This is a genomic window from Pontibacter vulgaris (genome assembly GCF_022758145.1).
Taxonomy (GTDB): domain Bacteria; phylum Bacteroidota; class Bacteroidia; order Cytophagales; family Hymenobacteraceae; genus Pontibacter; species Pontibacter vulgaris.
Window position 1 is genome coordinate 137,717 of the sequence record NZ_JAJVDH010000007.1, and the last position, 26,546, is coordinate 164,262.

The window sequence follows — 26,546 nt, forward strand, 5'->3', positions numbered from 1 at the left end:
TAAAAGTTTATCTACCAAAAGATACAAACTATAACCTATAATAATTCGATTTCAGCAAAAAAAAGCGCCGTACAAAAATGCACGGCGCCCTGTTTGTAATCTATTTTATACTTACTACAGCTTCTTCAGGCCTTTTGCATCCTGCTTGCTGCCTTCTTTTATACTTACAGCCACGCCACCACCTGGGGCTATTGGCTGCTTCAGTACGCTCTTCGAGTTTACCAGCACTTTGCGGATGGTATACTTCTGCGGGTTCTTGTTCCAGCTGGCGTCTTTTGCATCGGCATAAATAGTAGCAATGTAATTTTTGCCTTTTGGCAGGTAATTGAAACGTATAGTTGCGGTGCGGGCATTTTCATCAGTGATACCACCAACATACCATTCGTTCTTACCTTTGGCTTTACGGGCAATTGTTACGTAATCGCCTGGCTCAGCTTCCTGCACCCATGTATCATCCCAATCCACGGCTACGTCTTTAATAAACTGGAAAGCATCCGGGAAGCGCTCGTAGTTCTCCGGCAGGTCGGCAGCCATTTGCAGCGGGCTGTACATGGTTACATAATAAGCCAATTGCTTCACCAATGTAGTGTTTACACGCTGGTTACCACCTGTGTTGTAGTACGATAAGTCTGTCTGGAAAATACCCGGCGTATAGTCCATCGGGCCACCCATCAGGCGGGTAAACGGAAGTATAGTAGCGTGTTCTGGAGCAAGACCACCCATCGCTTCAAACTCAGTACCACGAGCTGACTCTTGTGCAAACCAGTTAGGGTACGTACGGTGCAAACCAGTTGGTCTTACGGCCTCGTGGCTGTTTACACGTATCTGGTATTCAGCTGCTTTCTCAGCTACACGGATGTAGTGGTTCACCATCCACTGGCTGTCGTGGTGCTCACCGCGCGGTATAATTTTGCCTACATAACCAGTCTTCACAGAGTTATAACCGTTGTCTTTCATAAACTGGAAGGCATCATCCAGGCGACGCTCGTAGTTGGTAGCAGATCCTGACGTTTCATGGTGCATCATGATCTTTACACCCTTAGCAGCTGCATACTCTTTCAGCTCTTTTACATTGAAATCAGGGTAAGCCGTTACAAAGTCGAAAACCTCTTCTTTCCAGTTACCGAACCAGTCTTCCCAGCCAATGTTCCAGCCTTCTATCAGTACGGCATCAAAGCCATGCTTGGCAGCAAAGTCGATGTGTTTTTTAGCGTTCTCGGTAGTAGCACCGTGGCGGCCGTTTGGCGTTAGTTTGGTAAAGTCGTCGGTCAGTTTTACGTTCGTTTCTTTACCGTAAGCCCAGGTGCTTTTACCAGCTACAAAATACTCCCACCAGATACCGATATACTTCACCGGCTTGATCCACGAAACGTCTTTATACTTAGTAGGCTCGTTCAGGTTAAGTATAAGCTTCGACTCCAGAATATCTGTTGCGTCATCACTTACAACTATAGTTCTCCATGGCGTGTTAAAATCTGTCTGCACATAGCCTTTATTGCCCATCGGGTCCGGGGTCAGGTGCGAGCTGAACTTAAACGTTTTCGGGTCCACGTTCAGGTTCATGGCCGGGTAGTTGATCAGGGCCGCTTCGTGAATATTAATGTAAATACCATCAGAAGATTTCATCATAGATGGCGTTTGCACAGCCGTGTTTTTGATAGGCCACTGCGCGTGTACATCTATCGTAGCTTTCTTCATCAGACCCGGAATTTCAGAGATCTTTGACGTAGTATAAGCATATTCGTTAGTGTCGTAGTCGCCCGGAATCCACCAGATCTTGTGGTCGCCGGCCAGGTTAAACTCCGTGTTCTCTTCTTTGATAACGAAGTAATTTAGCTCAGGCTGCTCCGGAAACTCGTAACGGAAACCCAAGCCATCGTTAAACAAACGGAAACGGATTAGGATCTTACGGTCTTTCTGCTCTTTCTGGGTAAGCGTTACCAGCAGCTCGTTATAGTTGTTACGGATGGTTTTCTGCTCGCCCACTATAGGCTCCCAGGTGTTGTTTACAGATGCCTGCTCTGTTTTGGCAACCGTAAAGCCGTTCATCATCGAAGGGGCATCTTTCAGTTCCAGGCCCAGTTTACTTTCCTTGATAACCGGCTTCTTTTTATAGGTAAGCTGGTAGGTTGGTACACCGTTAGCTGCCAGTTCAAACTTCATGGTAAAGTTTTTGTCCGGCGAGGTGATTACCTGCGCATTTACCAAGAAGGTAAATGTGCTGAGGAACATAACCAGGACAAACCGGCGCATCTTCAGGCGCACTTTGTCTGCAGTTCTTGCTGCGTTGGGTACTTTTGTAGTAAGCTTATAGTTCATTGGTTTTTCAGGTTTACTGAAACATTGATTTTTGTTTAAGGTTAAGCAAGAAGTAATACGTAAGCAAATTACATTAAAATAGTGGCATTCCTGTATACTTTTATAAGTGGCCTTTTCTATCATCTTACCTGACAAGATTATCCGCCAGAATATTTGCTTTAACTTGAGTGTTTATTGATAAAGTATAAATAGCGTTAAAATTTAAATTAACCTAACTAAACCCTTCACCCATTTATACATATAACTCACAGGCAATTAAGTATTTATAACTAATCTTAAATTCACTTCACTACTCTTAGCATTAAATTATTCCTGCATTATAATACTCTACATAGTACAAAATATTATAATATAAGTAACTTTTTAAAAAATACACGTATGTATTCTTAACGCGCAACAGGATTCATAGAGCAAATTCAATATTTGTCTATATATATTTTAAAATCAGGAGGAGGAAAAATGGGAAAGGTCAGAAATATCCTTGGGATAAAGGGAAATGCTGTATTCTCTGTTGAACCAGACGCCACGGTTTACAATGCGCTGGAACTCATGCACGAGAAGAACCTTGGCGCACTGTTAGTGCTGGAGAATGGCAAATTCGTCGGCATTTTTACCGAGCGTGACTATGCGCGCAAAGTTATCCTGCGTGGCAAATCGTCCCGCGAAACGCAGATCCGGGAAATTATGAGCGAGCACCCCGCCACCGTAACACCGGATACCACCATAGAAGATTGTATGAAACTCATGACCAGCCGTTACATCCGGCACCTGCCCGTAATGGAAAACGGTAACCTGGTAGGGCTTATCTCAATTGGCGACGTGGTGAAGTATATTATTGACGAACAGAAATTTATTATCGAGAATCTCGAACATTATATCACCGGTCACTGACAAAGTATACTTTATACTTTAAGCGGTGTGTTTACTGACGCATACGGCGTAGAAACAAAACTTTGATCTCTGGAGGGGGATCTGACATGGATACTTCTGCTGAAAACACAACAGTGCTCTGGCCCCTGCTGGTGTATGCTGCCATTGTGCTGACTTTGGTTGCTGCCATACTTACGCTCTCTCACCTGCTGGGTGGGCGCCACATGGAGCACGCCACACAGGAACCCTACGAAGGTGGCATCGTGAGCACCGACACAGCCCGCCTACGCTTCTCCAACCAATTCTATCTTGTTGCTATGCTCTTCGTCATTTTCGATGTGGAAACTGTTTTCATAGTTTCCTGGGCTATTGCTTTTAAAGAGCTTGGCTGGTACGGCTACTTTGGCGTGCTGGTGTTCATCGGCATACTTGCGGCGGTGCTGGTATACGAGTGGCGCAACGGCGCTTTGGATTTCGGCCCGGATGGCAAGAAGATATTACAGGCATACAAACGTCTCACCCTGAAAAAGGAACCGCATGAAATGGTGGCTTAGTAAACCCGACGAACCGGCAAACGCCATGACAGGCACCAGCTCTTTCGAAGAAACGGTGCAGCAAAGTATCATGCTGAGCACCGTGCAGGACTTGCTGGCCTGGGGCCGTAAAAACTCGATGTGGCCTTTCCACTTCGGCCTTTCCTGCTGTTTTGTGGAGATGGCCACCAGTATGACTCCCAAGTATGACGTGGCCCGTTTCGGTGCCGAAGTTATTCGTGGTACGCCGCGCGAAGCCGATGTGATGATCATTGCGGGTACGGTTTTCATTAAAATGGCCCCGATCATCAAGCGACTTTACGAGCAGATGATGGAGCCGCGCTGGGTAATTTCAATGGGCTCCTGCGCCAACTCCGGCGGCATGTACGACATCTACAGTGTGGTGCAGGGCGTGGATAAATTTCTGCCGGTGGATGTATACGTGCCGGGTTGTCCGCCCAGGCCTGATGCCTTTATGGAAGGCCTGATGCTGCTGGCAGATTCGGTAGGAAAAGAAAAGCGGCCACTGAGCTGGACCATTGGCGAGCAGGGCATCATCAAACCGGAAAAAGTAGCCGTGAAAGATCGCAAGCGCGAACGCTGGGACCAGATGACCGCGTTCCGCTCGCCAGATGAGATTTAGACATTAGACTTAAGACTAAATAGTGCAGCTTACTATACTTTGTAGACTTCTCCCTTTTGTTATCCTGAAAGGATTCTTGTAGGAAGGTAAGTTAAGCTGAAGCTAAGAACTGTAGTAGCATAAACTAGAGCGGCAAAGTATAAAAACAGACTTTCAACAAACAGAGATAGAGAGCAGCGAGAGTACATGAAGGTATAAAAGTATTACGGGAACAAGTATACCTGCACCACGGGTATGCCTATACGATCCAATTTATGGAAAAAGGCAGCGGCATTTTAGAGCAATTGCAGTCCAGGTTCGGTGACACAAAGTTCACCACCCAAACCACCAAGGATGAGATCCTCACCCTCTGGATACCTTTGAACCAGTCGCTGGAAATCCTGCGGTATCTGAAAACGGAGATCCCCCAGCCTTTCCCCTTCCTCTACGACCTGACCGCCGTGGACGAAAGAACCCGCAACCGGGCGACTAACCACGTACCGCAAGCTGACTTCACGGTAGTTTACCATCTCTTTTCTTACGCGCGCAATGCTTTTGTAAGGCTCAAGATCGGTCTGTTTGGCGAGCACCCCGAAGTGCCAAGTATAAGCATCCTCTGGGCAAATGCCAACTGGTACGAGCGCGAAGTATACGACCTGTTTGGTATCAAATTCACCGGCCATCCGCACCTGTCGCGCATACTTATGCCGCGCTCCTGGGAGGGCCACCCGCTCCGCAAAGAGCACCCTGCCCGCGCTACTGAAATGGGCCCGTTCAGGCTCTGGGATGATAAAGTAGACAAACTGCAAGCTGATTTGAAATTCAACCCGGAAGAGTGGGGACTCAAGCGCCACAGCGAAGACAGCGACTTTATGTTCATGAACCTGGGGCCACAGCACCCAGGCACGCACGGCGTTTTGCGCATCATACTTCAATTAGACGGCGAAGACATTGTAGACGCGGTCCCTGACATTGGTTTCCACCACCGGGGCGCCGAGAAAATGGGCGAGCGCCAGTCCTGGCACACTTATATCCCCTACACCGACCGAGTGGATTATCTGGGAGGCGTGATGAATAACCTGGCTTACCTGCTGGCTGTCGAAAAGCTGGCAGGCATCGAAGTACCAGACCGGGTGAAGGTGATCCGGATCATGATGTGCGAATTTTTCCGGATTGCCAGCCACCTGGTATGGTATGGTACCTTTGCCCAGGACATCGGCCAACTCTCCCCTGTCTTCTACATGTTCACCGACCGCGAACGCATTTTCGAGATAGTGGAAGCTATTTGCGGGGGGCGCATGCACCCCAACTGGTTCCGCATCGGTGGCGTGTCGCAGGACCTGCCGAAGGGTTGGGAAACGCTGGTGCAAAACTTCCTCAACTACTTCCCTAAAAAGCTGAAAGAGTACGACGCAATGGTAATGAAGAACAGCATTTTCAAAGCCAGGACAGTCGGCATCGGCATATTTACACTGGAAGAAGCCATTGAATGGGGCGTGACGGGACCAAACCTCCGCGCCTGCGGCATGGAGTGGGACTTCCGCAAAAAACGCCCTTACTCCGGCTACGAAAACTTTGAATTTGACATACCAACCGCTACTAACGGCGACTGCTACGATCGTGCCGTGGTGCGCGTAGCTGAAATGAGACAGAGCCTCCGCATCATCGAACAGTGTATGAAGAACATGCCCGAAGGTCCTTACAAAGCAGATCACCCGCTTACCACACCACCGATTAAGAAGCACACCATGCACGATATCGAAACGCTGATCAACCACTTCCTCAACGTGAGCTGGGGACCTGTGATACCAGCCGGAGAAGCCATGAGCTGCATCGAGGCAACCAAGGGAGCCAACAGCTATTACCTGACCAGCGACGGAAATACCTCGCCTTACCGTGTCAGGATCCGCACTCCCTCGTTCCCGCACATGCAAATGCTGCCCTACATCAGCAAAGGCTACACCGTAGCCGACCTGCTGTCTATACTTGGTGCCATGGACTACGTGCTGGCCGATATTGACCGGTAGGAGTTCTGAGTCTTGAATTGAAAAAGGAATGAAAGAAGTAACGTCAACGGAGCTTAAGGAAATCGAGATAAACGGCATTGCCCTCTCCTACACAGAGCAGGGCGAGGGCGAGCCGATTATCCTGGTCCATGGCAACCTGAGCGATTACCGGATGTGGGAAGGACAAACAGGCCCTTTTTCTGAGAAGTACCGGGTTATTTCCTACAGCAGACGTTACGCCTATCCGGCAAAGTCAACAGATGATAAGGCAGGTTATACAATTATTCCGCATGCAGATGATCTGGCAGCATTAATAAAGAAGTTAAATCTTGACCAGGTGCATCTGGTAGGCCATTCATTCGGTGCTTATACCGCATTGCTAACAGCTATCGAGCATCCCGAACTGGTAAAAAGCCTTTGCCTGGCCGAACCTCCCGTTGCGTCTTTACTGGTAAATTCAGAAGAAGGGAATAGGCTTCTTTTTGAGTGGGAAACACAAACGATTCTGCCATCCGCCCAGGCTTTTGAAAGCGGCGATGACTTACAGGGAGTGAAGATTTTCCTGGATGGCATCATGGCCGACACCAGCTTCTATGATAAAATGCCACCCGAGGTGCAGCAGCAGATAAACGACAACATACAGGAGATGAAAGGGATCATTTGCTCTAAAATGATCTTTGAACTCTATCCATTTATCACCTGCGCCGACATTAGAAAAGTGAGGGCACCTACGCTGCTTATTACTGCTGAAAAAAGCCCCAGGTTTTTACATGTGATCGCCAATGAACTGGAAAAATGCCTGCCGAAGCCGGAGCGTGCCCTGATTCCGAACTCCTCGCACGAAATGGAAGTGGATAATCCGCAGGCTTTGAATGAAGCTATACTTCGGTTTATAGCGAGACATAGTGCTCACTCATAATTTATAAATAAATAGAAATGCTAACGCAAGAGGAAATACACCAGATAGAGCACGAGATCAGCCTGGTGCCGCACAAGAAAGCAGCCTGCATCGAGGCGCTGAAAGTGGTGCAGCAGCACCGGGGTTGGGTGTCGGATGAGGATCTGAAGGCTACCGCGGCTATACTTGACATGACACCCGACGAACTCGATAGTGTGGCTACGTTCTACAACCTCATTTTCCGGAGGCCGGTGGGTAGGCACGTTATCTTACTCTGCGACAGCATTAGCTGCTGGGTGATGGGCTATGAGGGATTGCGTGAGCACCTCATGCAGAAGCTAAGTATTAAGTATGGCGAGACCACTCCGGATGGTCGCTTCACGCTGCTGCCCAACGTGTGCCTCGGCACCTGCGACTGCGCCCCTGCCCTGATGGTCGGAGGCGACCTTTACCAAAATGTATCACCCGAGCAATTAGACGAGATCCTCAGCAAGTATAACTAAGCCTTATGGAAAAGCCGCTGACCCAACATATTGTACCCGGCCGATCGCCGCTCAGCCTGAAAGAGTATGAAAAGGTAGGCGGCTATCAATCGGTGCGCAAAGTACTAAAAGAGATGACGCCGGCCGAAGTACAGACGCTGGTGAAAAACTCGAACCTGCGCGGTCGCGGTGGTGCCGGCTTTAACACCGGCCTCAAGTGGAGCTTTGTGCCGATGGGCGATAATGTACCACGACCTAAATACCTCGTAGCCAACGCCGATGAAATGGAGCCCGGCACTTTCAAAGACCGCCTACTGCTCGAAGGCAACCCACACCAGCTCATCGAGGGGATGATCGTGGCTTCTTATGCGATACAGGCCGATATCTCCTATGTTTTTCTGCGGTTCGCTTACAAACTGGCAGCGCAGGAAATTACCAAAGCCATCAACGAAGCTTACGAAGCCGGCTATCTCGGCAAAAACATACTTGGCTCCGGCTATAGTCTGGAAATGCACCTGCACACCGGTGTAGGGCGATACATGTGCGGCGAGGAAACAGCCCTGCTTAATGCACTGGAAGGCAAACGCGCTAACCCACGCGCCAAGCCACCCTTCCCGCAAGTAAGCGGCCTCTACGGCAAACCTACTATAGTTAACAACGTGGAAACCCTCTGCTGCCTGCCCCACATCGTGAACAACGGCGCCGAATGGTTTAAAGGATTGAGCAGGAACAAATCCGAAGACGCAGGCACCAAACTCTACGGTGTGAGCGGCAAAGTAAACAAGCCCGGCTGTTGGGAATTACCGATGGGCGTAACGGTGCGGGAGCTGCTGGAAGAGTATGCCGGCGGTATGAAGAACGACTACAAGTTCCGTGGTGCGTTGCCGGGCGGTGCCTCCACCGACTTCCTGGTGGAAGAACATTTAGACGTAAAGATGGACTATAATTCGGTTGCCGCAGTAGGCAGCCGCATGGGCACCGGTACCATGATCGTCTTAGATGATCAGACCTGTCCCGTAGGATTTGTGCAGAACCTGCAGCACTTCTTCGCACAGGAGTCCTGCGGATTCTGCACGCCTTGCCGCGAAGGTTTGCCCTGGGTAGAAAAAGTGCTCAGCTCCATCGATAGCGGCACTGGCAAGCAAGCCGATATGAACATCCTGGATTTTCACACCAAATACCTTGGCCCCGGCAACACATTTTGCGCATTGGCACCCGGCGCCATGGAACCACTGCAGAGCGCTCTGAAATACTTCAGGGAGGATTTTGAACGGCATATACACGAACAACGATGTCCCTGGAGGTCTTAGATGGTAACCATATTCATAGACAATGTACCCTACGAGGTAAAGCCGGGCAAGAACCTGCTGGAGGCTTGCCTTACCCTTGGCATGAACCTGCCCTACTTCTGCTGGCACCCGGCTATGGGCTCGGTAGGCGCCTGCCGCCAGTGTGCTGTTAAGGTTTTTAAGGACGAGGCAGATACCAAGGGCAAGCTGACCATGTCGTGTATGGAACCGGTACGCGATGGCATGCGGCTGTCCATTAACGAGGCAGACGCTGTGGAGTTCAGAGGTCACATCATCGAATGGCTGATGACCAACCACCCGCACGATTGTGCCGTGTGCGACGAGGGCGGCTCCTGCCACCTGCAGGACATGACCGTGATGACGGGCCACAACTACCGACGTTATGAGTACCAGAAGCGTACGTACCGCAACCAGTACCTCGGTCCTTTCCTGAACCACGAAATGAACCGCTGCATCCAGTGCTACCGCTGCGTGCGCTATTATAAAGATTATGCTGGTGGCCACGACCTGGATGTGTTCGCCGCCCACAACCACATCTACTTTGGCCGAAGTGAAGACGGCGTGCTGGAAAGCGAGTTCAGCGGCAACCTGGCCGAAGTATGCCCAACCGGCGTGTTTACCGACAAAACTCTGAAACAACACTATACCCGAAAATGGGACCTGACCATGGCGCCCTCTGTTTGCCAACACTGCAGCGTGGGCTGTAACATTACGGCTGGTGAGCGCTACGGCACCTTGCGCAACATCCTGAACAGGTATAACGGCGAAGTGAACGGCTATTTCCTCTGCGACCGCGGCCGCTTTGGCTACGAGTTTGTCAATAATCCGGGGCGTGTCAGAAAAGCCTTGGTCAGGAGCCAGTTACCGGAAGCAGTAAATCCTGTAACAGCCATACAGGAAGCCGTAGCTATACTTAGAACGGGCCGCGTAATTGGCATTGGTTCGCCGCGTGCTTCCCTCGAATCAAACTATGCATTGCGTACGCTGGTAGGCGAAGAAAACTTCCACCACGGCGTAGCTGATAACGACCACGATCTGGCAGATCTGGCTTTGAAGATATTGAGAGATGGACCAGCCAGAACATTCTCTTTAAAGGAAGTGGAAACGGCTGACGCTGTTTTTATACTTGGCGAAGACCTGACCAACACCGCTCCCATGCTGGCGCTGGCTGTGCGGCAATCGGTAAGGCAACAGCCCTTGCAGCAGGTAGCCGCTGCTAAAATCCCGCTCTGGCAGGACGCAGCCGCCCGAGAGTTGATACAGGACCAGAAAGGACCGCTGTTCATCGCCACCTTCACCGATACCAAACTGGATGAAGTCGCCACGGCTACTTATCATGCCTCGCCCGACACCATTGCCCGCTTAGGCTTTGCCGTAGCCCATTACCTGAGCGACAACGCCCCGGAAATGAACGACCTGACCGAAGACGAGCAGGTACTGGCGCAACGTATTGCCATGGCTTTACGGTCGGCAAAAAAACCAATGGTGATCTCCGGTTGCTCCAGCGGCAGCGAAGCTATACTTAAGGCAGCTGCCAACGTGGCTACTGCCCTCTTCGAACAGAATCCGGCAACCGGCATTTCACTAACCGTACCGGAATGCAACAGCATGGGCCTGGCGATGATAGGCGGCCACAAACTCGAATCAGCTTTTGAGGCAGTGCAGAACGGCTATGCTGATACCGTCATTATCCTTGAAAACGACCTCTACCGCCACGCATGTAAAACCAAGGTAGAAGAATTTTTGAACACAGCCAAACAAGTAATAGTACTCGACCATACCCATCATGCTACCACCGAAAAAGCAGCCATACTTTTACCGGCCGGTGCCTTCTCCGAAGCAGATGGTACTTTGGTAAACCACGAGGGACGGGCGCAGCGCTTTTACCAGGTATACCCTACTCCGGAAGACATACAGGAAAGCTGGCGCTGGTTGACTGATCTGGGCACTGTTATGGCACATCCACAGATGATCAACTGGCATAACATCGATGATATAAAACAGGCTATAGCGCAGGAGCTGGCGCAGTTCAAAGGTATAGAAGGCATCACGCCTTCTGCTAACTTCAGAGTGGCCGGCCAGAAAATAGCCCGCGAGTCGCACCGCTTCAGCGGCCGCACCGCCATGTTTGCTAACCAGAGTGTGCACGAACCAAAACCACCTGAAGACCCGGATTCACCGCTGAGTTATACTATGGAAGGTTTTCATGGTGAGGCACCTGCACCGGTGAATCCATTCTTCTGGTATCCGGGCTGGAATTCGGCACAATCGGTAAACAAGTACCAGGAAGAAGTGGGCGGACACCTGCATCATGGCGACCCGGGCCTGCGCCTGATAGAGCCGCCAAAGGAAAGTATAAAGCATTACTTCACGGTGATACCGGAACATTTCCAACCGATCCGGAACCACCTGTACATGCTGCCGCTCTACCACATTTTTGGATCGGAAGAGCAGAGCACACAGGCGCCGGCCATTGCCCAGCGCGTGCCGGAGCCTTACGTAGCCCTGAGCCGTGCCGACGCCCTAGAGCTGGATAAGCAGGAAGGCCAGGTACTCACCTTCAGCATAGAAGGCATAGTGTACCAGCTGCAGGTACGCATTGATGATAACCTGACCAAAGGAACTGCCGGCTTGCCGAAAGGCCTGCGCGGGGTACCATTCGCAGAAATGCCCGCATGGGCCATACTTAACAAGGAGGAACCATCATGGAAGAATCAGCCCCAAATTATCTCCTGATCATCGGAGGCGTGTTGTTCGTGCTGCTTAACGTGGCGGCCGGGCTCATCTGGGTGGAGCGCCGCATGCTGGCGCTGTGGCAGGATCGCTACGGTCCTAACCGTGCCGGTCCCTTCGGCCTGTTCATCGTGCTGGCCGATTCTCTCAAGCTCTTCTTTAAGGAAGACTGGATTCCGCCTTTTGCCGATAAAATCGTGTTCGTGCTGGCACCCACTATCGTGCTGATCTCGGTGCTGCTGAGTTTTGTGGTCATTCCGTTTGCGCCGGGCATTATCGTGGCTGACTTGAACATTGGGGTACTGTTTTTCCTGGCGATGTCCTCGATGGGCGCTTATAGTATCATATTGGGTGGATGGGCCTCTAACAACAAGTATAGCTTACTCGGTGCCATGCGTGGTGCCGCGCAGATGATCTCTTACGAAGTATTCATGGGTCTGGCGCTAATGGGTGTGGTACTGCTGAGCGGTTCTTTTAGCTTGGTAGATATCGTGGAGTCGCAGCGCGGACTGTGGTTTTTCATACCTCAGATCATCGGTTTTGTGATCTTCTTCATTGCCGGCGTTGCCGAAACGCACCGCCTGCCCTTCGACATACCGGAAGCAGAAAGTGAACTGATCGCCGGCTTTCACTCCGAATATTCCGGCATGAAGTTCGGCATGTTTTTCATCGGGGAGTACCTGGGCATAACGCTCATATCCTGTATGGTGGTGACTTTATACTTCGGCGGCTGGCTCGGCCCGGACTTCCTCCCGCCGATCGTGTGGTTCATACTTAAAGTAGGTGCCTTCCTGATGATCTTCATCCTGCTGCGCGCCTCATTGCCACGCCCCCGCTACGACCAACTGATGGAGTACGGCTGGAAGATCCTGCTACCCCTGACCCTGGTCAACCTGATGGTAACGGCAGCGATTGTGTTGATGAATGAGTAACTCAGAATGTCATTTCGAACAAAGTGAGAAATCTGATACAGGTATAGGTTGATTCAGATCTCTCCTATTGTCGAGATGACAGAAAAATATAGCAGAGCCTGTCCCTTCAAGGGGACAGTCAAACAACAAGTATAAAAGAAAGGAGCAGGTATGTTTAGTTTACTGCGCAGTATGTGGCTCACATTTTTGCACGCCTTCCACAAGCGGGAGACCATCGAGTATCCGGAACACAAAGCCAAGCTATCGACGCGCTGGAGGGGCCGCATTGTGCTGACGCGCGACCCGGACGGCGGCGAGCGCTGCGTAGCCTGCAACCTCTGCGCCGTTGCCTGCCCTGTGGATTGCATTGCCCTGCAGCCCACCGAAGACGAACACGGCCGGCGCTATCCCGAGTTTTTCCGGATCAACTTTTCGCGCTGCATTTTCTGCGGCTTCTGCGAAGAGGCCTGCCCCACTTACGCCATCCAGCTCACCCCTGATTTTGAAATGGGCGAATACAACCGCCAGAACCTGGTGTTCGAAAAACAGGACCTGCTCATCAACGGCGAAGGCAAGTACCCGGGCTACAACTACTATAAAGTAGCAGGTATGGCCATTGGCGGAAAAGACAAAGGCGAGGCAGAAAACGAGCTGCCGCCGGTTGATATCAAAAGCTTAATCCCATAACCTATGGAACTGACCTTCTACGTAGCTTCCGCTATCGCTATTATCGCTACCATTATGGTGATTACCAACTATAACATGATTCACGCGCTGCTCTACCTGGTGGTGTCATTCCTGGCTGTGGCGGTGGTGTTTTTCACGCTTGGTGCTCCGTTTATGGCAGCGCTGGAGGTCATCATTTACGCCGGCGCTATTGTGGTGCTCATCATTTTCGTGATCATGATGTTGAACCTGACCAACGAGGATGTGCAGCAGGAAAGAACTTGGCTCCGACCTAAAACCTGGATCGGTCCTGCCCTGCTTTCGCTGGTGCTGCTGGGCGAGCTGGCTTACCTGGTGATTGCGGAAGATATGCCAACCATCAACAACCAACCGGTAGACGCCCGGCAAGTTGGTCTTGCTTTGTACGGTCCCTACCTGCTGGGCGTGCAGCTGTGCGGCATGCTGCTGATGGCCGGTATTGTAGGCGCCTACCACCTGGGCAGACAAAAGAAAAAAGTGGTTCACCGTTTTCTGGAAAGGAGCGAAATATGACCAATATTCCCATGGAAGCCGGCCTGCTGCTGGCAGGTATACTTTTTACGCTTGGGCTGATCAGCGTGCTCATCCGGCGCAACATTATCTTTATGCTGATCTCGGTGGAGATCATGCTCAACGCTGCCGGACTGGCATTTATAGTGGCTGCTACGCGTTGGGCGCAACCCGACGGGCAGGTGATGTTTATTTTCATACTAACGATGGCCGCTGCCGAAGTATCGGTAGGGCTCGCACTTATACTTCAGCTGCACCACCAACTGAAAACTCTCGACAGCGACGCAGCCAACAAAATGTTCGGATAAGCTATGGAAAATCTACTCTGGTTAATACCCGCCTTGCCTTTTGCCGGCGCACTCCTGCTCATTTTGTTTGGCCGACGTATGCCCCGGAACCTGGTAGCTATACTTGGCGCCGGCAGTGTTGGCATTTCCGCGCTGATCACGCTGTTGATAGGTTTCCAGTTTCTTTCGGCCCGGCCCGACTTTTACGTGCAGCAGGTATGGACCTGGTTTGATGTAGCAGGCTTCACCCCCGGCATAGCTTTCCACCTCGACGCGCTCTCGCTGGTCTTTGTATTTGTGGTCACGTTCGTAGGCTTCCTCATCCATGTTTATTCGGCTGGCTACATGGCCGATGAAGAAGACTTTGCCCGCTTCTTTGCCTGCATGAACCTGTTTGTGGGCTCCATGCTCATGCTGGTACTGGCCGACAATCTGCTGCTTTTATACTTAGGCTGGGAAGGTGTGGGCTTGTGCAGCTACCTACTCATCGGCTTCTGGTACAAAAATCCGGCAAACGGGTATGCCGCCCGCAAAGCGTTCATCATCACGCGCGTCGGCGATACCGCCATGGCTATCGGGCTGTTTATACTTTTCCAGACCTTCGGCACGCTCAATATACAGGCTATACTTTCAGAAGCGCCGCAAACCTGGCCAATCGGTTCCCAGATGGCAGTGCTGGTAGCGTTTCTACTTCTAGGTGGAGCCGTGGGTAAATCTGGTCAGTTGCCGTTGCAAACCTGGCTCCCCGACGCGATGGCTGGTCCGACACCTGTAAGTGCACTCATCCATGCCGCTACCATGGTAACGGCTGGTGTATACCTGATCGCCCGTACCAATGTCATCTTTGAACTTGCGCCAGCAGCCATGCTGGCCGTGGCCATCATAGGAGCTGTTACGTTGCTCATTGCCGGCTGCACCGCCCTTACCCAATACGACCTGAAACGGGTACTCGCTTACTCCACCATCAGCCAGATCGGCTACATGTTCCTAGCGCTGGGTGTAGGAGCCTGGTCGGCAGGTATTTTCCATTTCATGATCCATGCTTTCTTCAAGGCGCTGCTCTTCCTGTGTGCCGGGGCCATCATCATTGCGCTGCACCACGAACAGGACATGCGGCAGATGGGTGGGTTGCGCAGAGCCTTGCCAGTAGTGTTCTGGACCTTTTTGATCGGGGCTGCTTCGCTTGCGGCGCTGCCTTTGGTAACGGCAGGTTTCTATAGCAAAGACCAGATCCTGTGGTATGCACTGGCTGGTGAACGGGGCAATGTATGGCTATACTTAGCAGCACTCGTCGGCGCTTTTATCACGGCTATTTATACGTTCCGGATGGTGTTCATCACCTTCTACGGCGAAGCGAAAACGCACGTATCTCACCCACCGGGCATGGTGATGGTGGTGCCGCTGATCATACTGGCTATACTTTCCATCGTCGGCGGATTTATTGAGCTGCCGCACAACTTCGCACACCTCACCTTGTTCTCGGATTTGCTGCAGCCGGTGCTGCCGGGTATAGCCGTGGACGAAACCATAGGCGAATCGGAGTGGATGTTCCAGTTATTAGCTGCTGGCGTAGCTTTGGTCGGGGTATTTCTGGCTTACCTGTTTTTCTATGCCCGACGGACTGCTTTTGAGGAAAGTATAGCACGATCAAGTTTGGCAATGGCGATCAGGCAATTCTGGTTTTCTGGGTGGGGCTTCGATAAACTATATGATACGCTCTTTGTACGGCCTTTTGTATACCTGGCAAACATCAACAAAAACGATATAATTGACAGCGTTTATAATGGCCTTGCGGCCTTTGCCCGATCTGTTAACAAAGGACTATCGCAAACGCAAAGCGGCATTATGCGCTGGTACATGATGGGTGTAGTTGTGGGTGCCATCCTGATCTTAACCATAAGTTTGTTGCCATGATCTTAGCCTGGATACTTATTATACTGATGGCCGGTGGAGTGCTGGCCTGGATAGCCGGAAGATTGAATACTACCCTGCCCCGCTGGATTGCACTTGTGGCCACATTTGCCTGCCTGTGTATGACAGTATACTTATGGATAGAGCTCCCCGCCTCTACGGATGCTGTCGGTAACTGGATCATGCGTTTTCAGACTCCCTGGATTCCGCAATGGGGTATTAGTTTTCACCTGGCACTGGACGGACTCAGTTTACTCATGCTGTTGCTTACCTTCTTCCTGGGTATACTGGCCATACTTACCTCCTGGCGTGAGATAGATACTAAAGTAGGTTTTTTTCATTTCAATTTATTGTGGGTGCTGGCGGGCATTTCCGGAGTTTTCCTTACCATGGATCTGTTTCTGTTCTACTTTTTCTGGGAGGTTATGCTGATACCCATGTACTTCCTGATTGGTATTTGGGGGCACGAAAACCGTACATACGCAGCTTATAAATTCTTCATTTTTACGCAGGCCAGTGGCTTGCTTATGCTGCTATCCATACTTGGTTTATACTTTGTGCATGGCTATAGTACGGGGGTTTATACTTTCAACTACTTCGAGCTGGTTGGCACTTCGTTTGCGCCGGAAGTTGGCGCACTCCTGATGGCTGGTTTTCTGGCTGCCTTCCTGGTGAAGTTGCCGGTTGTACCTTTCCATTCCTGGTTACCCGATGCCCACTCGCAGGCACCGACAGCAGGCAGCGTCATTCTGGCTGGCCTGCTCCTGAAAACAGGTGCTTATGGTTTGCTGCGTTTTGTAATTCCCATGTTTCCGGATGCGGCCCAGGCTTTTGCCCCGTGGGCTATGTTACTGGGCGTGATCGGTATTCTTTATGGAGCCATACTTGCCTTCTCGCAAACCGACCTCAAACGACTTGTTGCCTATACTTCCGTCAGCCACATGGGCTTTGTGATATTGGGTGTTTTTGCTTTTAATGAGCTGGCCCTTCAGGGAGTTATTATGCAAATGATTACACATGGTTTAAGCACAGGAGCGCTGTTCCTGCTGGCCGGATTCCTGTACGATCGCCTGCATACCCGCGACATCCGGAAAATGGGTGGCTTCTGGACCAGTGTTCCTAAAATGGGGGTTATCGCTTTGGTATTTGTAATGGCATCGTTGGGTTTACCGGGGCTGGGCAATTTTATTGCAGAGTTTCTGACCCTGGTAGGAAGCTGGCAGGCAAATAACTGGCTTACTGTTTTTGCAACGCTTGGTCTGGTAGCCGCCACCGCTTATTCTCTCCGAATTATGCAAAAGATATTCCTGGGAAACACAGCCAACCACCCTGCTTTAGCTGACCTTAGCCTACGCGAACTCATGATTGCCGTGCCGCTTGTGGTGCTTATCCTTTGGCTTGGTCTTTATCCGCAACCGGTTCTTAACACTGCCAGGGCATCCGTAACAGAACAATTACAGGCCTATACAAATCCAAAGGTGGCAGAACCTGCACAGGCCATGCTCCAAACAGAAGCCTCAGATTCGCTTACCATCCATACTTTGAAAGGACGTACTTATGAGCCGAAATGACCTTTTATACCTGATGCCGCTTCTGGTACTGGCAGGCGGTGCCATCCTGAACATGCTGTTGGTAGCTGTAAAACGCACCCATAAGATAATGTATGTGCTAACTATTCTGGTACACATCGGGGCACTGCTGGCACTATACAACATCAAAAATATTACCGCCTATACCGTTTACCCACTTTTTATACTTGATGGACTGGCCGTTTTTAACCTGGGGCTTATTCTGCTTACATCGCTGGCAGTAACACTGCTTTCCTATGCCTATTTCGAACAGCGCGAAGAACGGAAAGAAGAATACTATATCCTTTTGCTGCTGGCAACTCTTGGGGCCTGCGTGCTGGTCATCAGCAGGCATTTTGCTTCTTTTTTCCTGGGGCTTGAGGTACTGAGCGTTTCGCTGTACTCCCTTATTGCGTACCTGCGCACCCGTGAGCGCTCTGATGAAGCAGGTATAAAATACCTGATCCTGGCCGCGTTTTCTTCTGCTTTTCTTCTTTTTGGAATGGCGCTGGTTTATGCTGTATCCGGAACAATGGAATTCTCAGGAATCGGTAATTACTTAAGCTCTTCGAGAGAACTGGATACTTTGCTTTTAACGGGCTTTGGACTAATGATAGTAGGCATCGGGTTTAAGCTGGGCGTTGTACCGTTTCATATGTGGGCGCCAGACGTTTACCAGGGAGCCCCGGCTCCGGTTACTGCTTTTATTGCAACAGTATCTAAAGGTGGTATGGTGGCGCTTTTGATTCGGTTCTTCTCGCAGGCAGGCGGATACCGTTACCCAGACATGCTGCTGATTTTTACCATTATTGCCATCGCCTCCATGTTTGCCGGCAACCTGCTTGCCCTACGTCAAAAGAATATCAAACGTCTGCTGGCCTACTCCTCTATTTCGCATCTGGGGTATTTGCTGGTTGCTTTTCTGGCTGGCAATAAACTGGGTGTGGAAGCTGTAAGCTTTTACCTGGTAGCGTACTTTATCACAAGCCTGGGCGCCTTTGGTGTAGTAACTATACTTTCAGATAAAGACAGGGATGCTGATAAGCTTAGAGATTACCGGGGCCTGCTCTGGAGAAGACCTGTAACAGCAGCTATTTTCATAGCTATGTTGCTTTCGCTGGCGGGCATACCGTTAACTGCTGGGTTTGTTGGCAAGTTCTATTTGCTGGCTGCCGGGGTTAATACACAACTCTGGCTACTGGTGGTTATGTTAGTGATAAACAGCGTGATAGGCTTATACTATTACATTAAAGTTATAGCTGTTATGTTTGCCCAACCTAATGCAAAACGGGAGCCCCGCAAGCTGTTGCATCCTGTATTTTACCTCACCAGCGGCTCTACCATGATGGTACTGGCATTGCTGCTTGTGTGGGTAGGCATAAACCCCAATGGACTCATGCAACTGATTCATGGCTTATTAGATACGTTTATAGCAGCCAGGTAAACTTAGCCCCAAAGTATAAACTCAGCCTTAACAGCGTTCCTGGCATCTCGTACAAACACTGTAGTAAACTGAACAACCTATGGAACTGAATATAATTCACGATGCGGATGATCTGCGTTTTTACGCCGTTGTAGATGAAGAAGAAGCCGAGCTGACTTATACTTTTACAGATGAGGAGGCCATGGACCTGGATTATACTTTTGTGCCCGAAAACCACCGAAACAAAGGTTTGGCAGACCAGTTAGTGAAAGCTGCCTTAGATTATGCCCGCCATCAGAACATCAGGGTTATACCATCGTGCCCGGTAGCAGAAGCTTATATAAAACGCCACCCGGGTTACAATGATATAGTTTGTTTATAGGATCAGGCAAGTATAGCGTCCGTCGTTTTCCGGATATCGGTGCTTACTTTCTGTATAAACTCCAATTGTTCTTTCAGTAGCAGGTCTTCGGCGGTTGTTGCCCGGTTTACAAGCTTCTCGGTTTCAGTTATCAGAGGTTCTGCAACTGCTTCCGGTTGAGCTGGCTCCAGCTTTTTAAGACTCTCTGAAAGTACAGCCAGCGCCCGTTTTACCAATCTCACATCTTCCTGCGGGTATACATGCCGCTCTTTATGAAGTATGGCCGATGCCAGTGTAGCCGTGTACGACGACAGAATATGGTTTAGCACAACAAAACGATGCACCTCTTTGCTCTTTCGTTGCTTACGCTTGGGCTCAGAGGTCATGCGCTGGAAAGATGCCGAAAGGTTAGCTGAACTCACATACACCTCTTTGCGCGCCAACTTGTAGTCAAGCGTCTGCACCGGTTTGCCTACCAAGTTTTCGGCCAAAATTTGAAGATAATTAATGTTTGCCCTAAGTACGCCTGCCATATTACGCTGCAATTGCTCCGACTCCCAGCTCGGGAAAATAAAGTAACTGGCAGCAAACGCAATCCCGCAACCGATCAGGGTATCCACAATCCGCTCCTGTACTATATCCAGTTCACCACCGCCCAGGAACTTAAAAAGTATGAGCACAAACGGTGTCATAAAGATCACGCTGATCACATAGTTTATCCGCTGGAAACTATAAGTGCCTACCATAAAAAACAGCAATAGCACAAACAGCGCGGTCTTATCTTTTACCAGAAACAATATCAGAACCCCGGCCAGCCCGCCGGCCAACGTACCAATCATGCGTTCATAGTTGCGCTGCTTCGTTAGGCTGAAACCCGGCTTAAGTATAACAATGATCGTAAGCAATACCCAGTAACTGTGGTGCCCATAGGCAAGGGTTTTAGTAACTATAAATCCAATAAGACACACCAAAGCCACCCTGAATGAATACTTGAAGATAGATGAGCTAAATGTCAGATTATCACGGAATATCTTAAAGCTATAATCCTGCCTAGATATAAACCTACTATACTCCAGCTCGCGGTTGTTTTCTTTGGCTGTATAGCGCTGGCTGGAGTAACTATGCAGGTCATTCAGGCGATTTACAAGATTACGAAGGTTGATCAGTATTTTCTTCAGTGGCAGGTTGCTTACCTCTTTTTCAGTCTCGCCAATCACATCTATCCGGTATTTCAGCTGCTCCAGGTAAGCATTTAAGTCAGAATGTTTTTTGTAGGTGGTATTCGATTGTATGGCGAAGCCAATATTGTCGAGCTCGTCGGCAATAAGCTGGATCAGGTGCTCAATGTTCTCCAAAATACCCGTTCTGCCAAACTTATTCCGCAGCGAAGTATAATCGTAATGCGTGGTGGTAATCTGCTCGTACAGGTCCACCACATCCACAAAAGAAAGCATTAACAGCCGGCTGGTATGGGTTGATTCTTTTATCAGCAACCTGCTTTTAAATAACACTTCCCGTACGGCATCCTGCTTTTCGTTTACAAGTACCTGCTGCGTAACCAATTGGTGATAATCTTCTTCTATATCGGTAGCAGGGTTATAAAAAGCAGATCTCAGGCGCAGGAACTTGGCAACCTCATGTATACACTCGCCCAGCGACTGCTGCACTGCCCGGTAAGGCAACATCTGGAAAAACAAAAGGCTGAGAACAGTATACCAAAGCCCTCCTGCCAATACCAGACAGCTGTAAAAAGGCACCTGCGCCGGTGTGAGGTTATTATCCATCATCAGGATCATGACAAGCAAGGGCGCTACCCCAACGCCGGCCGCCCGGTTGCCATACACCACAAACATCGAGAAGAAAAAGCTAAACAAGAGCACCTCTAAGCCAAGCACATAAGTATTCATGCGGGCAAAACCGGTAATCATAGCCGACACAAAAATCAGGAAGCTACTGATCAGCATGGCGTTGCGTTTATGCACTACCGGGCCGGGCGTATCAACTATACTTACACAAAGCGCGCCCAGCGAAAGCGTAAGGCCTACTTCAAATTTATTATTTAAGGCAAAAAGCAGCGAAGGCAAAAGTACCCCAAGCGTAATGCGCAACCCATCGGAGAAATACTGGCTGAAAAGAAAATACTGTATCTGAAGGGTCTTTTTGTTCATATCTGAAATTGTAACGCGAATATACCCACGACAGAATGTTGTTAAAAGTTATCTGCCCCAAATAAAAATTTTACTCAAAAGCTTAATCTAAAATGAATTCAATTCACAACTTCCAAGGCAATTTACACAACATCATTTATACTTAACAATCAACTAATTAACACACAATACATATATAAATTATTTAGCTACAATTCATACTTCTATATTATCTATAAACTGAGAGAAATTACCTCTTATGGAAAATTACTCATACTCTCAAACCGGTTAAAAGCTGGTCTTTGGCCTGATGCTATACTTTTAAAGGGTTGGCTAGCATCAAATCTCAAGTGCTAATTATTAACCTAATCTCTAGGCAAAATATTACCCGTACCAGCATACTTTGTTCAGGTATACCTGCCTATAAATATCCATACATTAACTATCTGGTTAGTGCTAAAAGTCACTTTTCGAATTGACTTAAAACATCGGAAAAGAAAATAAATCAATGAAATTTTACAACCTCGCTTAATAGGGCAAGGTTTAACTAATAGCAGGTGATAGAGTGTGACAGCATGCTGAACAGAATTATATCCTTTTCGATACAGAACAAGCTCATCATAGGCCTTTTTGTGTTCGCGCTGATCGTGGTTGGGGTTTATAATGTGACTCGGCTGCCCATTGATGCCGTGCCCGATATAACCGATAACCAGGTACAGGTAATAACAGTAGCGCCATCGCTGGGTGCTCCTGATATTGAGCGGCTTATTACGTTTCCGGTAGAGCAGGCTAACAGCAATATACCCGGCATAAAAGAGATCCGCAGTTTTTCCCGTTTCGGCCTTTCGTTGGTAACTATAGTTTTCCAGGAGGGTGTGGATGTTTACTGGGCCCGGCAACAGGTGGCAGAGCGGCTGCAAACCGTGCAGCAACAGATACCCGAAGGCGTTGGTAGCCCCGAGCTTGGCCCTGTAACCACCGGCCTGGGTGAAATTTACCAGTACATGGTTCGGCCTAAAGAGGGCTACGAAGGGAAGTATGATGCCATTGAATTGCGAACCATACAGGACTGGATCGTGCGCAGGCAGTTGCTGGGTGTGCCGGGCGTAGCCGATGTGAGCAGCTTTGGCGGTTACCTGAAACAATACGAGATTGCCATAGACCCTTCGCGGCTAAAATCCTACGGCCTTACCATTTCCGATGTATTCACAGCACTGGAAAACAACAACCAGAATACCGGTGGCTCTTACATACACAAAGGCGATGCGGTACTTTTTATCCGGAGCGAAGGCTTGCTGGGAAGTATAGAAGACATTGAAAGTATAGCTCTTAAAAATACTGCAGGCGGCTCCCCTTTATACCTGCGCGATGTGGCGGAAGTAGGCTACGGCCATGCTACCCGTTTCGGGGCCATGACCTATAACGATAAAGGCGAAGTGGCAGGTGCCGTAGTAATGATGCTAAAGGGAGCCAACAGCAACCAGGTAATTAAAGAAGTAAAAGCCCGTATTGCCCAGATCCAGGAGTCGTTACCCGAAGGAGTTGTGATAGAGCCTTTCCTGGACCGCACCAAAATGGTGAATAATGCCATCAGTACCGTTGAAAAAAACCTGCTGGAAGGTGCCCTGATCGTGGTGTTTGTGCTGGTGCTGTTCCTGGGCAACCTGCGTGCCGGGCTCATAGTTGCTTCCGTTATTCCGCTTTCGATGCTGTTTGCCGTTACCATGATGAATACCTTTAGTGTGAGCGGTAACCTGATGAGCCTGGGAGCGCTGGACTTTGGTTTGATAGTAGATGGGGCCGTGATTATAGTGGAAGCCGTGCTGCATACTTTCCATTTCAACAAGCGTTTTGCCACCACCAACCGCATCGACCAGGCACAGATGGATGATACCGTGCAGCAGTCGGCGAGCCGCATGATGAACAGCGCCATTTTCGGGCAGATCATCATCCTCATCGTTTACCTGCCTATACTTACGCTACAGGGCATCGAGGGCAAAATGTTCAAGCCCATGGCGCAGACAGTAACTTTTGCTCTTATCGGGGCGGCCATACTTTCGCTAACCTATGTGCCCATGATGAGTGCCCTGTTCCTGAGCAAAAAGATCAGCCACAAGGATACATTTTCGGACAGGATGATGGCCAGGGTGGAGAACTTTTACCAAAAGAACCTGCGCCGTGTTATTGAGTTCCCTAAAATGATAATTGCCGGTGCGGTTATGCTTTTTGTAGGGGCTGTTATGGTTTTAATGTCGTTGGGTGGAGAGTTTATACCTGCCCTGGAAGAAGGCGATTTTGCCGTAGATACCCGCGTGCTGACGGGCAGTAACCTGAACACAACTATAAAATCGACGCAACAGGCCGCAGGTATATTGTTAGACCGTTTCCCGGAAATAGAGAAAGTAGTTACCAAGATTGGCTCCGGCGAGATACCCACCGACCCGATGCCCCTGGAAGCCAGTGATATGATGGTGATCCTGAAACCCAAAAAAGAATGGACTTCCGCTGCCTCTTTTAACGAAATGGCCGAGAAAATGGGAAAAGCGCTACAGGACGTGCCCGGCATAACGGCAGGTTTCCAGTACCCGGTGCAGATGCGCTTTAACGAACTGATGACAGGCGCCCGGCAGGATGTGGTATGTAAGATTTTTGGGGAAGACCTGGACACGCTGGCACGGTACGCTCAGAAACTGGGCAGCATTGCCACGACCGTGGAAGGTGCCACAGACCTGTATGTAGAAACCGTTACCGGTATGCCACAGATCGTGATAAAGTATGACCATGCCGCCATTGCCCAGCACGGCACCAACATAGCAGACATAAACCGCACCGTTAATGCTGCTTTTGCCGGCGTAAGCAGCGGCCTAGTGTTTGAAGGTGAACGCCGTTTTGACCTGGTAGTTCGGTTAGAGGGAGAACTAAGACAGAACCTGCCCGATGTGCAAAACCTGCTTATACCTACGCCAAATGGCCAACAAGTGCCGCTATACTTGCTCGCGGATGTTCAACTGCAGGAAGGCCCGTACCAGATTCAACGCGAAGATGCCAAGCGCCGCATTATGGTTGGTTTTAACGTGCGTGGCCGCGATGTGCAAAGTATAGTTGCCGAACTGCAGCAGAAAGTACAGCAACAACTGCAATTACCACCAGGCTACTATGTAGTGTATGGTGGCGCCTTCGAGAATTTAGAGGCTGCCCGCAAACGCCTGACAGTGGCTGTTCCGGTCTCATTGGGGCTTATCTTCCTGTTGCTATACTTTGCGTTCCGGTCGGTGCGCTATGGTTTGCTGATTTACTCGGCTATACCATTGTCGGCCATTGGGGGCATTTTCGCGCTATGGGTGCGGGGCATGCCTTTTAGTATTTCGGCAGGAGTTGGTTTTATTGCGTTGTTTGGTGTGGCCGTACTGAACGGAATTGTGATGATCGCAGAGTTTAACCGCTTGCGGATGGCCGGTGGTTTAAGTTTGAAAGAGATCGTGCTGGAAGGTACAAAATCTCGCCTGCGCCCGGTACTGATGACGGCCAGCGTAGCCAGTCTGGGTTTTTTACCTATGGCTCTCAGTTCAGGAGCCGGCGCCGAAGTGCAGCGCCCGTTAGCGACTGTGGTTATTGGAGGGCTGATAGTAGCCACCATGCTTACGCTGTTCGTACTGCCATCACTTTACATCCTTTTCGAGAAAGCTGCCCATCACGATGATAAACCTAACAAACCTATTACAAAAGCCATCGGAATTATACTTCTGTTGCTTCTTCCGAATCTTGCATCAGCACAACAACCTATAACGCTGGAACAGGCCATCACCAAAGCCCGGAAACAGAACCCGCAACTACAGAACGAGCGACTCCAGGCTAATGCCCTTCAAAAACTTCAAGGCACTGCCTGGGATATTCCGCAGACAACTATAACTGGCGAGTATGGGCAGATAAACAGCACCTACAAAGACACCCGTTTTAATGTCTCGCAAAGTATAAAATTCCCGACGGTGTATGCCCAGCAGAAGCAACTGCTGAAACAGGAATGGCAACAAGGTATTCTGCAGGCAGAACTGACCGATTTTGAACTACAATGGCAGGTTACGCAACTATACTATGAGGTGCTGTATGCCCGCGAAAAACAGAACCTGCTCCTGCGCACCGACAGCCTGTACAGAGAATTTCTGCGTACTGCCGAGCTACGTTTTAAACTGGGCTCCAGTAACATCCTCGAAAAAAACACTGCCCAGACCCAGCGCGGACAGGTTAGCCTGCAATTAAAACAACTGCAAAACGATATAATAGAACTACAGCAACAGTTCCAGCTTATACTCAACACCGATACCCTTTACACTCCGGCTGCGCTCCCGTTAAAAATGGAATTGGCCATACTTAATGACTCCGCAACTATAGCCGATCATCCTTATTTAAAACTATTGCAACAGCAACAGGAAATAAGCCAGGCAGGCACAAAAGCAGAACAGTCCCGCCTCCTCCCCGACCTGCAGCTGGGTTACAATAACCAAAGTATAAAAGGCATACAGAATGTGGATGGCGTGGAGCGGAATTATACTTCCGCAGACAGGTTTACATCCGTAGAAGTAGGTGTGGGCGTGCCGCTGTTTTATGGTGCTCAGAGATCCAGGATACAGGCTGCCCGCATACAGGAACAAAAAACCCGAAACAACTATACTTCCGGCAAACTGTCGCTGGAACTGCAGTTGCGCAAAGCGATGGACCAGTACCAGGTAGCTGCCGAAAACCTGGCCTATTACGAGAAAACTGCTTTACCGAATGCCGAAATGATCATTAAAACAGCCGATGAACAGTTCCGGGGCGGAGAAATTGATTACCTGGAATGGGTACTGCTCACTAATCAGGCCATCAGCCTGCAAACCAGTTACCTCGATGCCGTACGCAGCTACAATCAAACTATACTTGAGATTAAAGCCCTGACCGGAAGCCGATAACGCC

General features: G+C 49.8%; 19 protein-coding genes. 17 read left to right on the forward strand and 2 right to left on the reverse strand.

What is annotated here, in order from left to right:
- Positions 1–114: 114 nt before the first annotated feature.
- A complete protein-coding gene (locus tag LWP20_RS16395; protein WP_242929390.1) occupies positions 115–2,253 on the reverse strand; it encodes a glycoside hydrolase family 97 protein in 2,139 nt (712 codons plus the stop codon).
- Between the two features lie 525 nt (positions 2,254–2,778).
- Here LWP20_RS16395 and LWP20_RS16400 point away from each other — a divergent pair.
- The 16 genes from LWP20_RS16400 to LWP20_RS16475 all read left to right on the forward strand — a co-directional run bounded on the left by LWP20_RS16400 (position 2,779) and on the right by LWP20_RS16475 (position 19,470).
- Positions 2,779–3,210, forward strand: coding sequence for a CBS domain-containing protein (locus tag LWP20_RS16400; protein ID WP_242929260.1), 432 nt, complete (start codon positions 2,779–2,781; stop codon positions 3,208–3,210).
- Positions 3,211–3,272: 62 nt separating this feature from the next.
- Positions 3,273–3,743, forward strand: coding sequence for an NADH-quinone oxidoreductase subunit A (locus tag LWP20_RS16405; protein ID WP_242929261.1), 471 nt, complete (start codon positions 3,273–3,275; stop codon positions 3,741–3,743).
- Positions 3,727–4,365 carry an NADH-quinone oxidoreductase subunit B gene (locus LWP20_RS16410; protein ID WP_302467600.1) on the forward strand — a complete coding sequence of 213 codons (639 nt, stop codon included), beginning with the start codon at positions 3,727–3,729 and terminating at the stop codon, positions 4,363–4,365. Before LWP20_RS16405 ends, LWP20_RS16410 begins: the two co-directional genes overlap by 17 nt.
- A 254-nt stretch (positions 4,366–4,619) precedes the next feature.
- Positions 4,620–6,371: an NADH-quinone oxidoreductase subunit C/D gene (nuoC, locus tag LWP20_RS16415; protein WP_242929262.1), complete on the forward strand. Its 1,752-nt coding sequence runs from the start codon at positions 4,620–4,622 to the stop codon at positions 6,369–6,371.
- Positions 6,372–6,399: 28 nt separating this feature from the next.
- Positions 6,400–7,269, forward strand: a complete 870-nt coding sequence (locus LWP20_RS16420; protein ID WP_242929263.1) for an alpha/beta fold hydrolase — start codon at positions 6,400–6,402, stop codon at positions 7,267–7,269.
- A gap of 17 nt (positions 7,270–7,286) precedes the next feature.
- Positions 7,287–7,751, forward strand: a complete 465-nt coding sequence (gene nuoE / locus LWP20_RS16425) for an NADH-quinone oxidoreductase subunit NuoE (RefSeq protein ID WP_242929264.1) — start codon at positions 7,287–7,289, stop codon at positions 7,749–7,751.
- Between the two features lie 5 nt (positions 7,752–7,756).
- Positions 7,757–9,040, forward strand: a complete 1,284-nt coding sequence (gene nuoF / locus LWP20_RS16430) for an NADH-quinone oxidoreductase subunit NuoF (protein WP_242929265.1) — start codon at positions 7,757–7,759, stop codon at positions 9,038–9,040.
- Positions 9,041–11,776: an NADH-quinone oxidoreductase subunit NuoG gene (gene nuoG / locus LWP20_RS16435; RefSeq protein ID WP_242929266.1), complete on the forward strand. Its 2,736-nt coding sequence runs from the start codon at positions 9,041–9,043 to the stop codon at positions 11,774–11,776. It abuts the gene before it with no gap.
- Complete coding sequence (nuoH, locus tag LWP20_RS16440) at positions 11,746–12,705, forward strand: NADH-quinone oxidoreductase subunit NuoH (protein WP_242929267.1); 960 nt, start codon at positions 11,746–11,748, stop codon at positions 12,703–12,705. Before nuoG ends, nuoH begins: the two co-directional genes overlap by 31 nt.
- A 150-nt stretch (positions 12,706–12,855) precedes the next feature.
- Positions 12,856–13,371 carry an NADH-quinone oxidoreductase subunit NuoI gene (gene nuoI, locus LWP20_RS16445; RefSeq protein ID WP_242929268.1) on the forward strand — a complete coding sequence of 172 codons (516 nt, stop codon included), beginning with the start codon at positions 12,856–12,858 and terminating at the stop codon, positions 13,369–13,371.
- 3 nt (positions 13,372–13,374) lie between these two features.
- Positions 13,375–13,902, forward strand: coding sequence for an NADH-quinone oxidoreductase subunit J (nuoJ, locus tag LWP20_RS16450; protein ID WP_242929269.1), 528 nt, complete (start codon positions 13,375–13,377; stop codon positions 13,900–13,902).
- On the forward strand, positions 13,899–14,207 hold the full coding sequence (gene nuoK / locus LWP20_RS16455; protein WP_242929270.1) for an NADH-quinone oxidoreductase subunit NuoK: 309 nt from the start codon (positions 13,899–13,901) through the stop codon (positions 14,205–14,207). Before nuoJ ends, nuoK begins: the two co-directional genes overlap by 4 nt.
- Positions 14,208–14,210: 3 nt before the next feature.
- The gene (nuoL, locus tag LWP20_RS16460; RefSeq protein WP_242929271.1) at positions 14,211–16,100 is read left to right on the forward strand and encodes an NADH-quinone oxidoreductase subunit L; all 1,890 of its coding nucleotides are present in this window, start codon (positions 14,211–14,213) and stop codon (positions 16,098–16,100) included.
- Entirely contained in the window at positions 16,097–17,668 is a 1,572-nt protein-coding gene (gene nuoM / locus LWP20_RS16465; RefSeq protein WP_242929272.1) for an NADH-quinone oxidoreductase subunit M, read from the forward strand. The genes nuoL and nuoM overlap by 4 nt, the downstream gene beginning before the upstream one ends.
- Entirely contained in the window at positions 17,655–19,109 is a 1,455-nt protein-coding gene (locus LWP20_RS16470) for an NADH-quinone oxidoreductase subunit N (RefSeq protein WP_242929273.1), read from the forward strand. Before nuoM ends, LWP20_RS16470 begins: the two co-directional genes overlap by 14 nt.
- A gap of 79 nt (positions 19,110–19,188) precedes the next feature.
- Positions 19,189–19,470, forward strand: coding sequence for a GNAT family N-acetyltransferase (locus LWP20_RS16475; RefSeq protein WP_242929274.1), 282 nt, complete (start codon positions 19,189–19,191; stop codon positions 19,468–19,470).
- A 2-nt stretch (positions 19,471–19,472) separates the two neighbouring features.
- On the opposite strand, the gene LWP20_RS16480 is transcribed toward LWP20_RS16475, so the two are convergent.
- Positions 19,473–21,617, reverse strand: a complete 2,145-nt coding sequence (locus LWP20_RS16480; RefSeq protein ID WP_242929275.1) for an FUSC family membrane protein — start codon at positions 21,615–21,617, stop codon at positions 19,473–19,475.
- Between the two features lie 554 nt (positions 21,618–22,171).
- Here LWP20_RS16480 and LWP20_RS16485 point away from each other — a divergent pair.
- Positions 22,172–26,542, forward strand: a complete 4,371-nt coding sequence (locus LWP20_RS16485) for a CusA/CzcA family heavy metal efflux RND transporter (RefSeq protein ID WP_242929276.1) — start codon at positions 22,172–22,174, stop codon at positions 26,540–26,542.
- Positions 26,543–26,546: the final 4 nt, after the last annotated feature.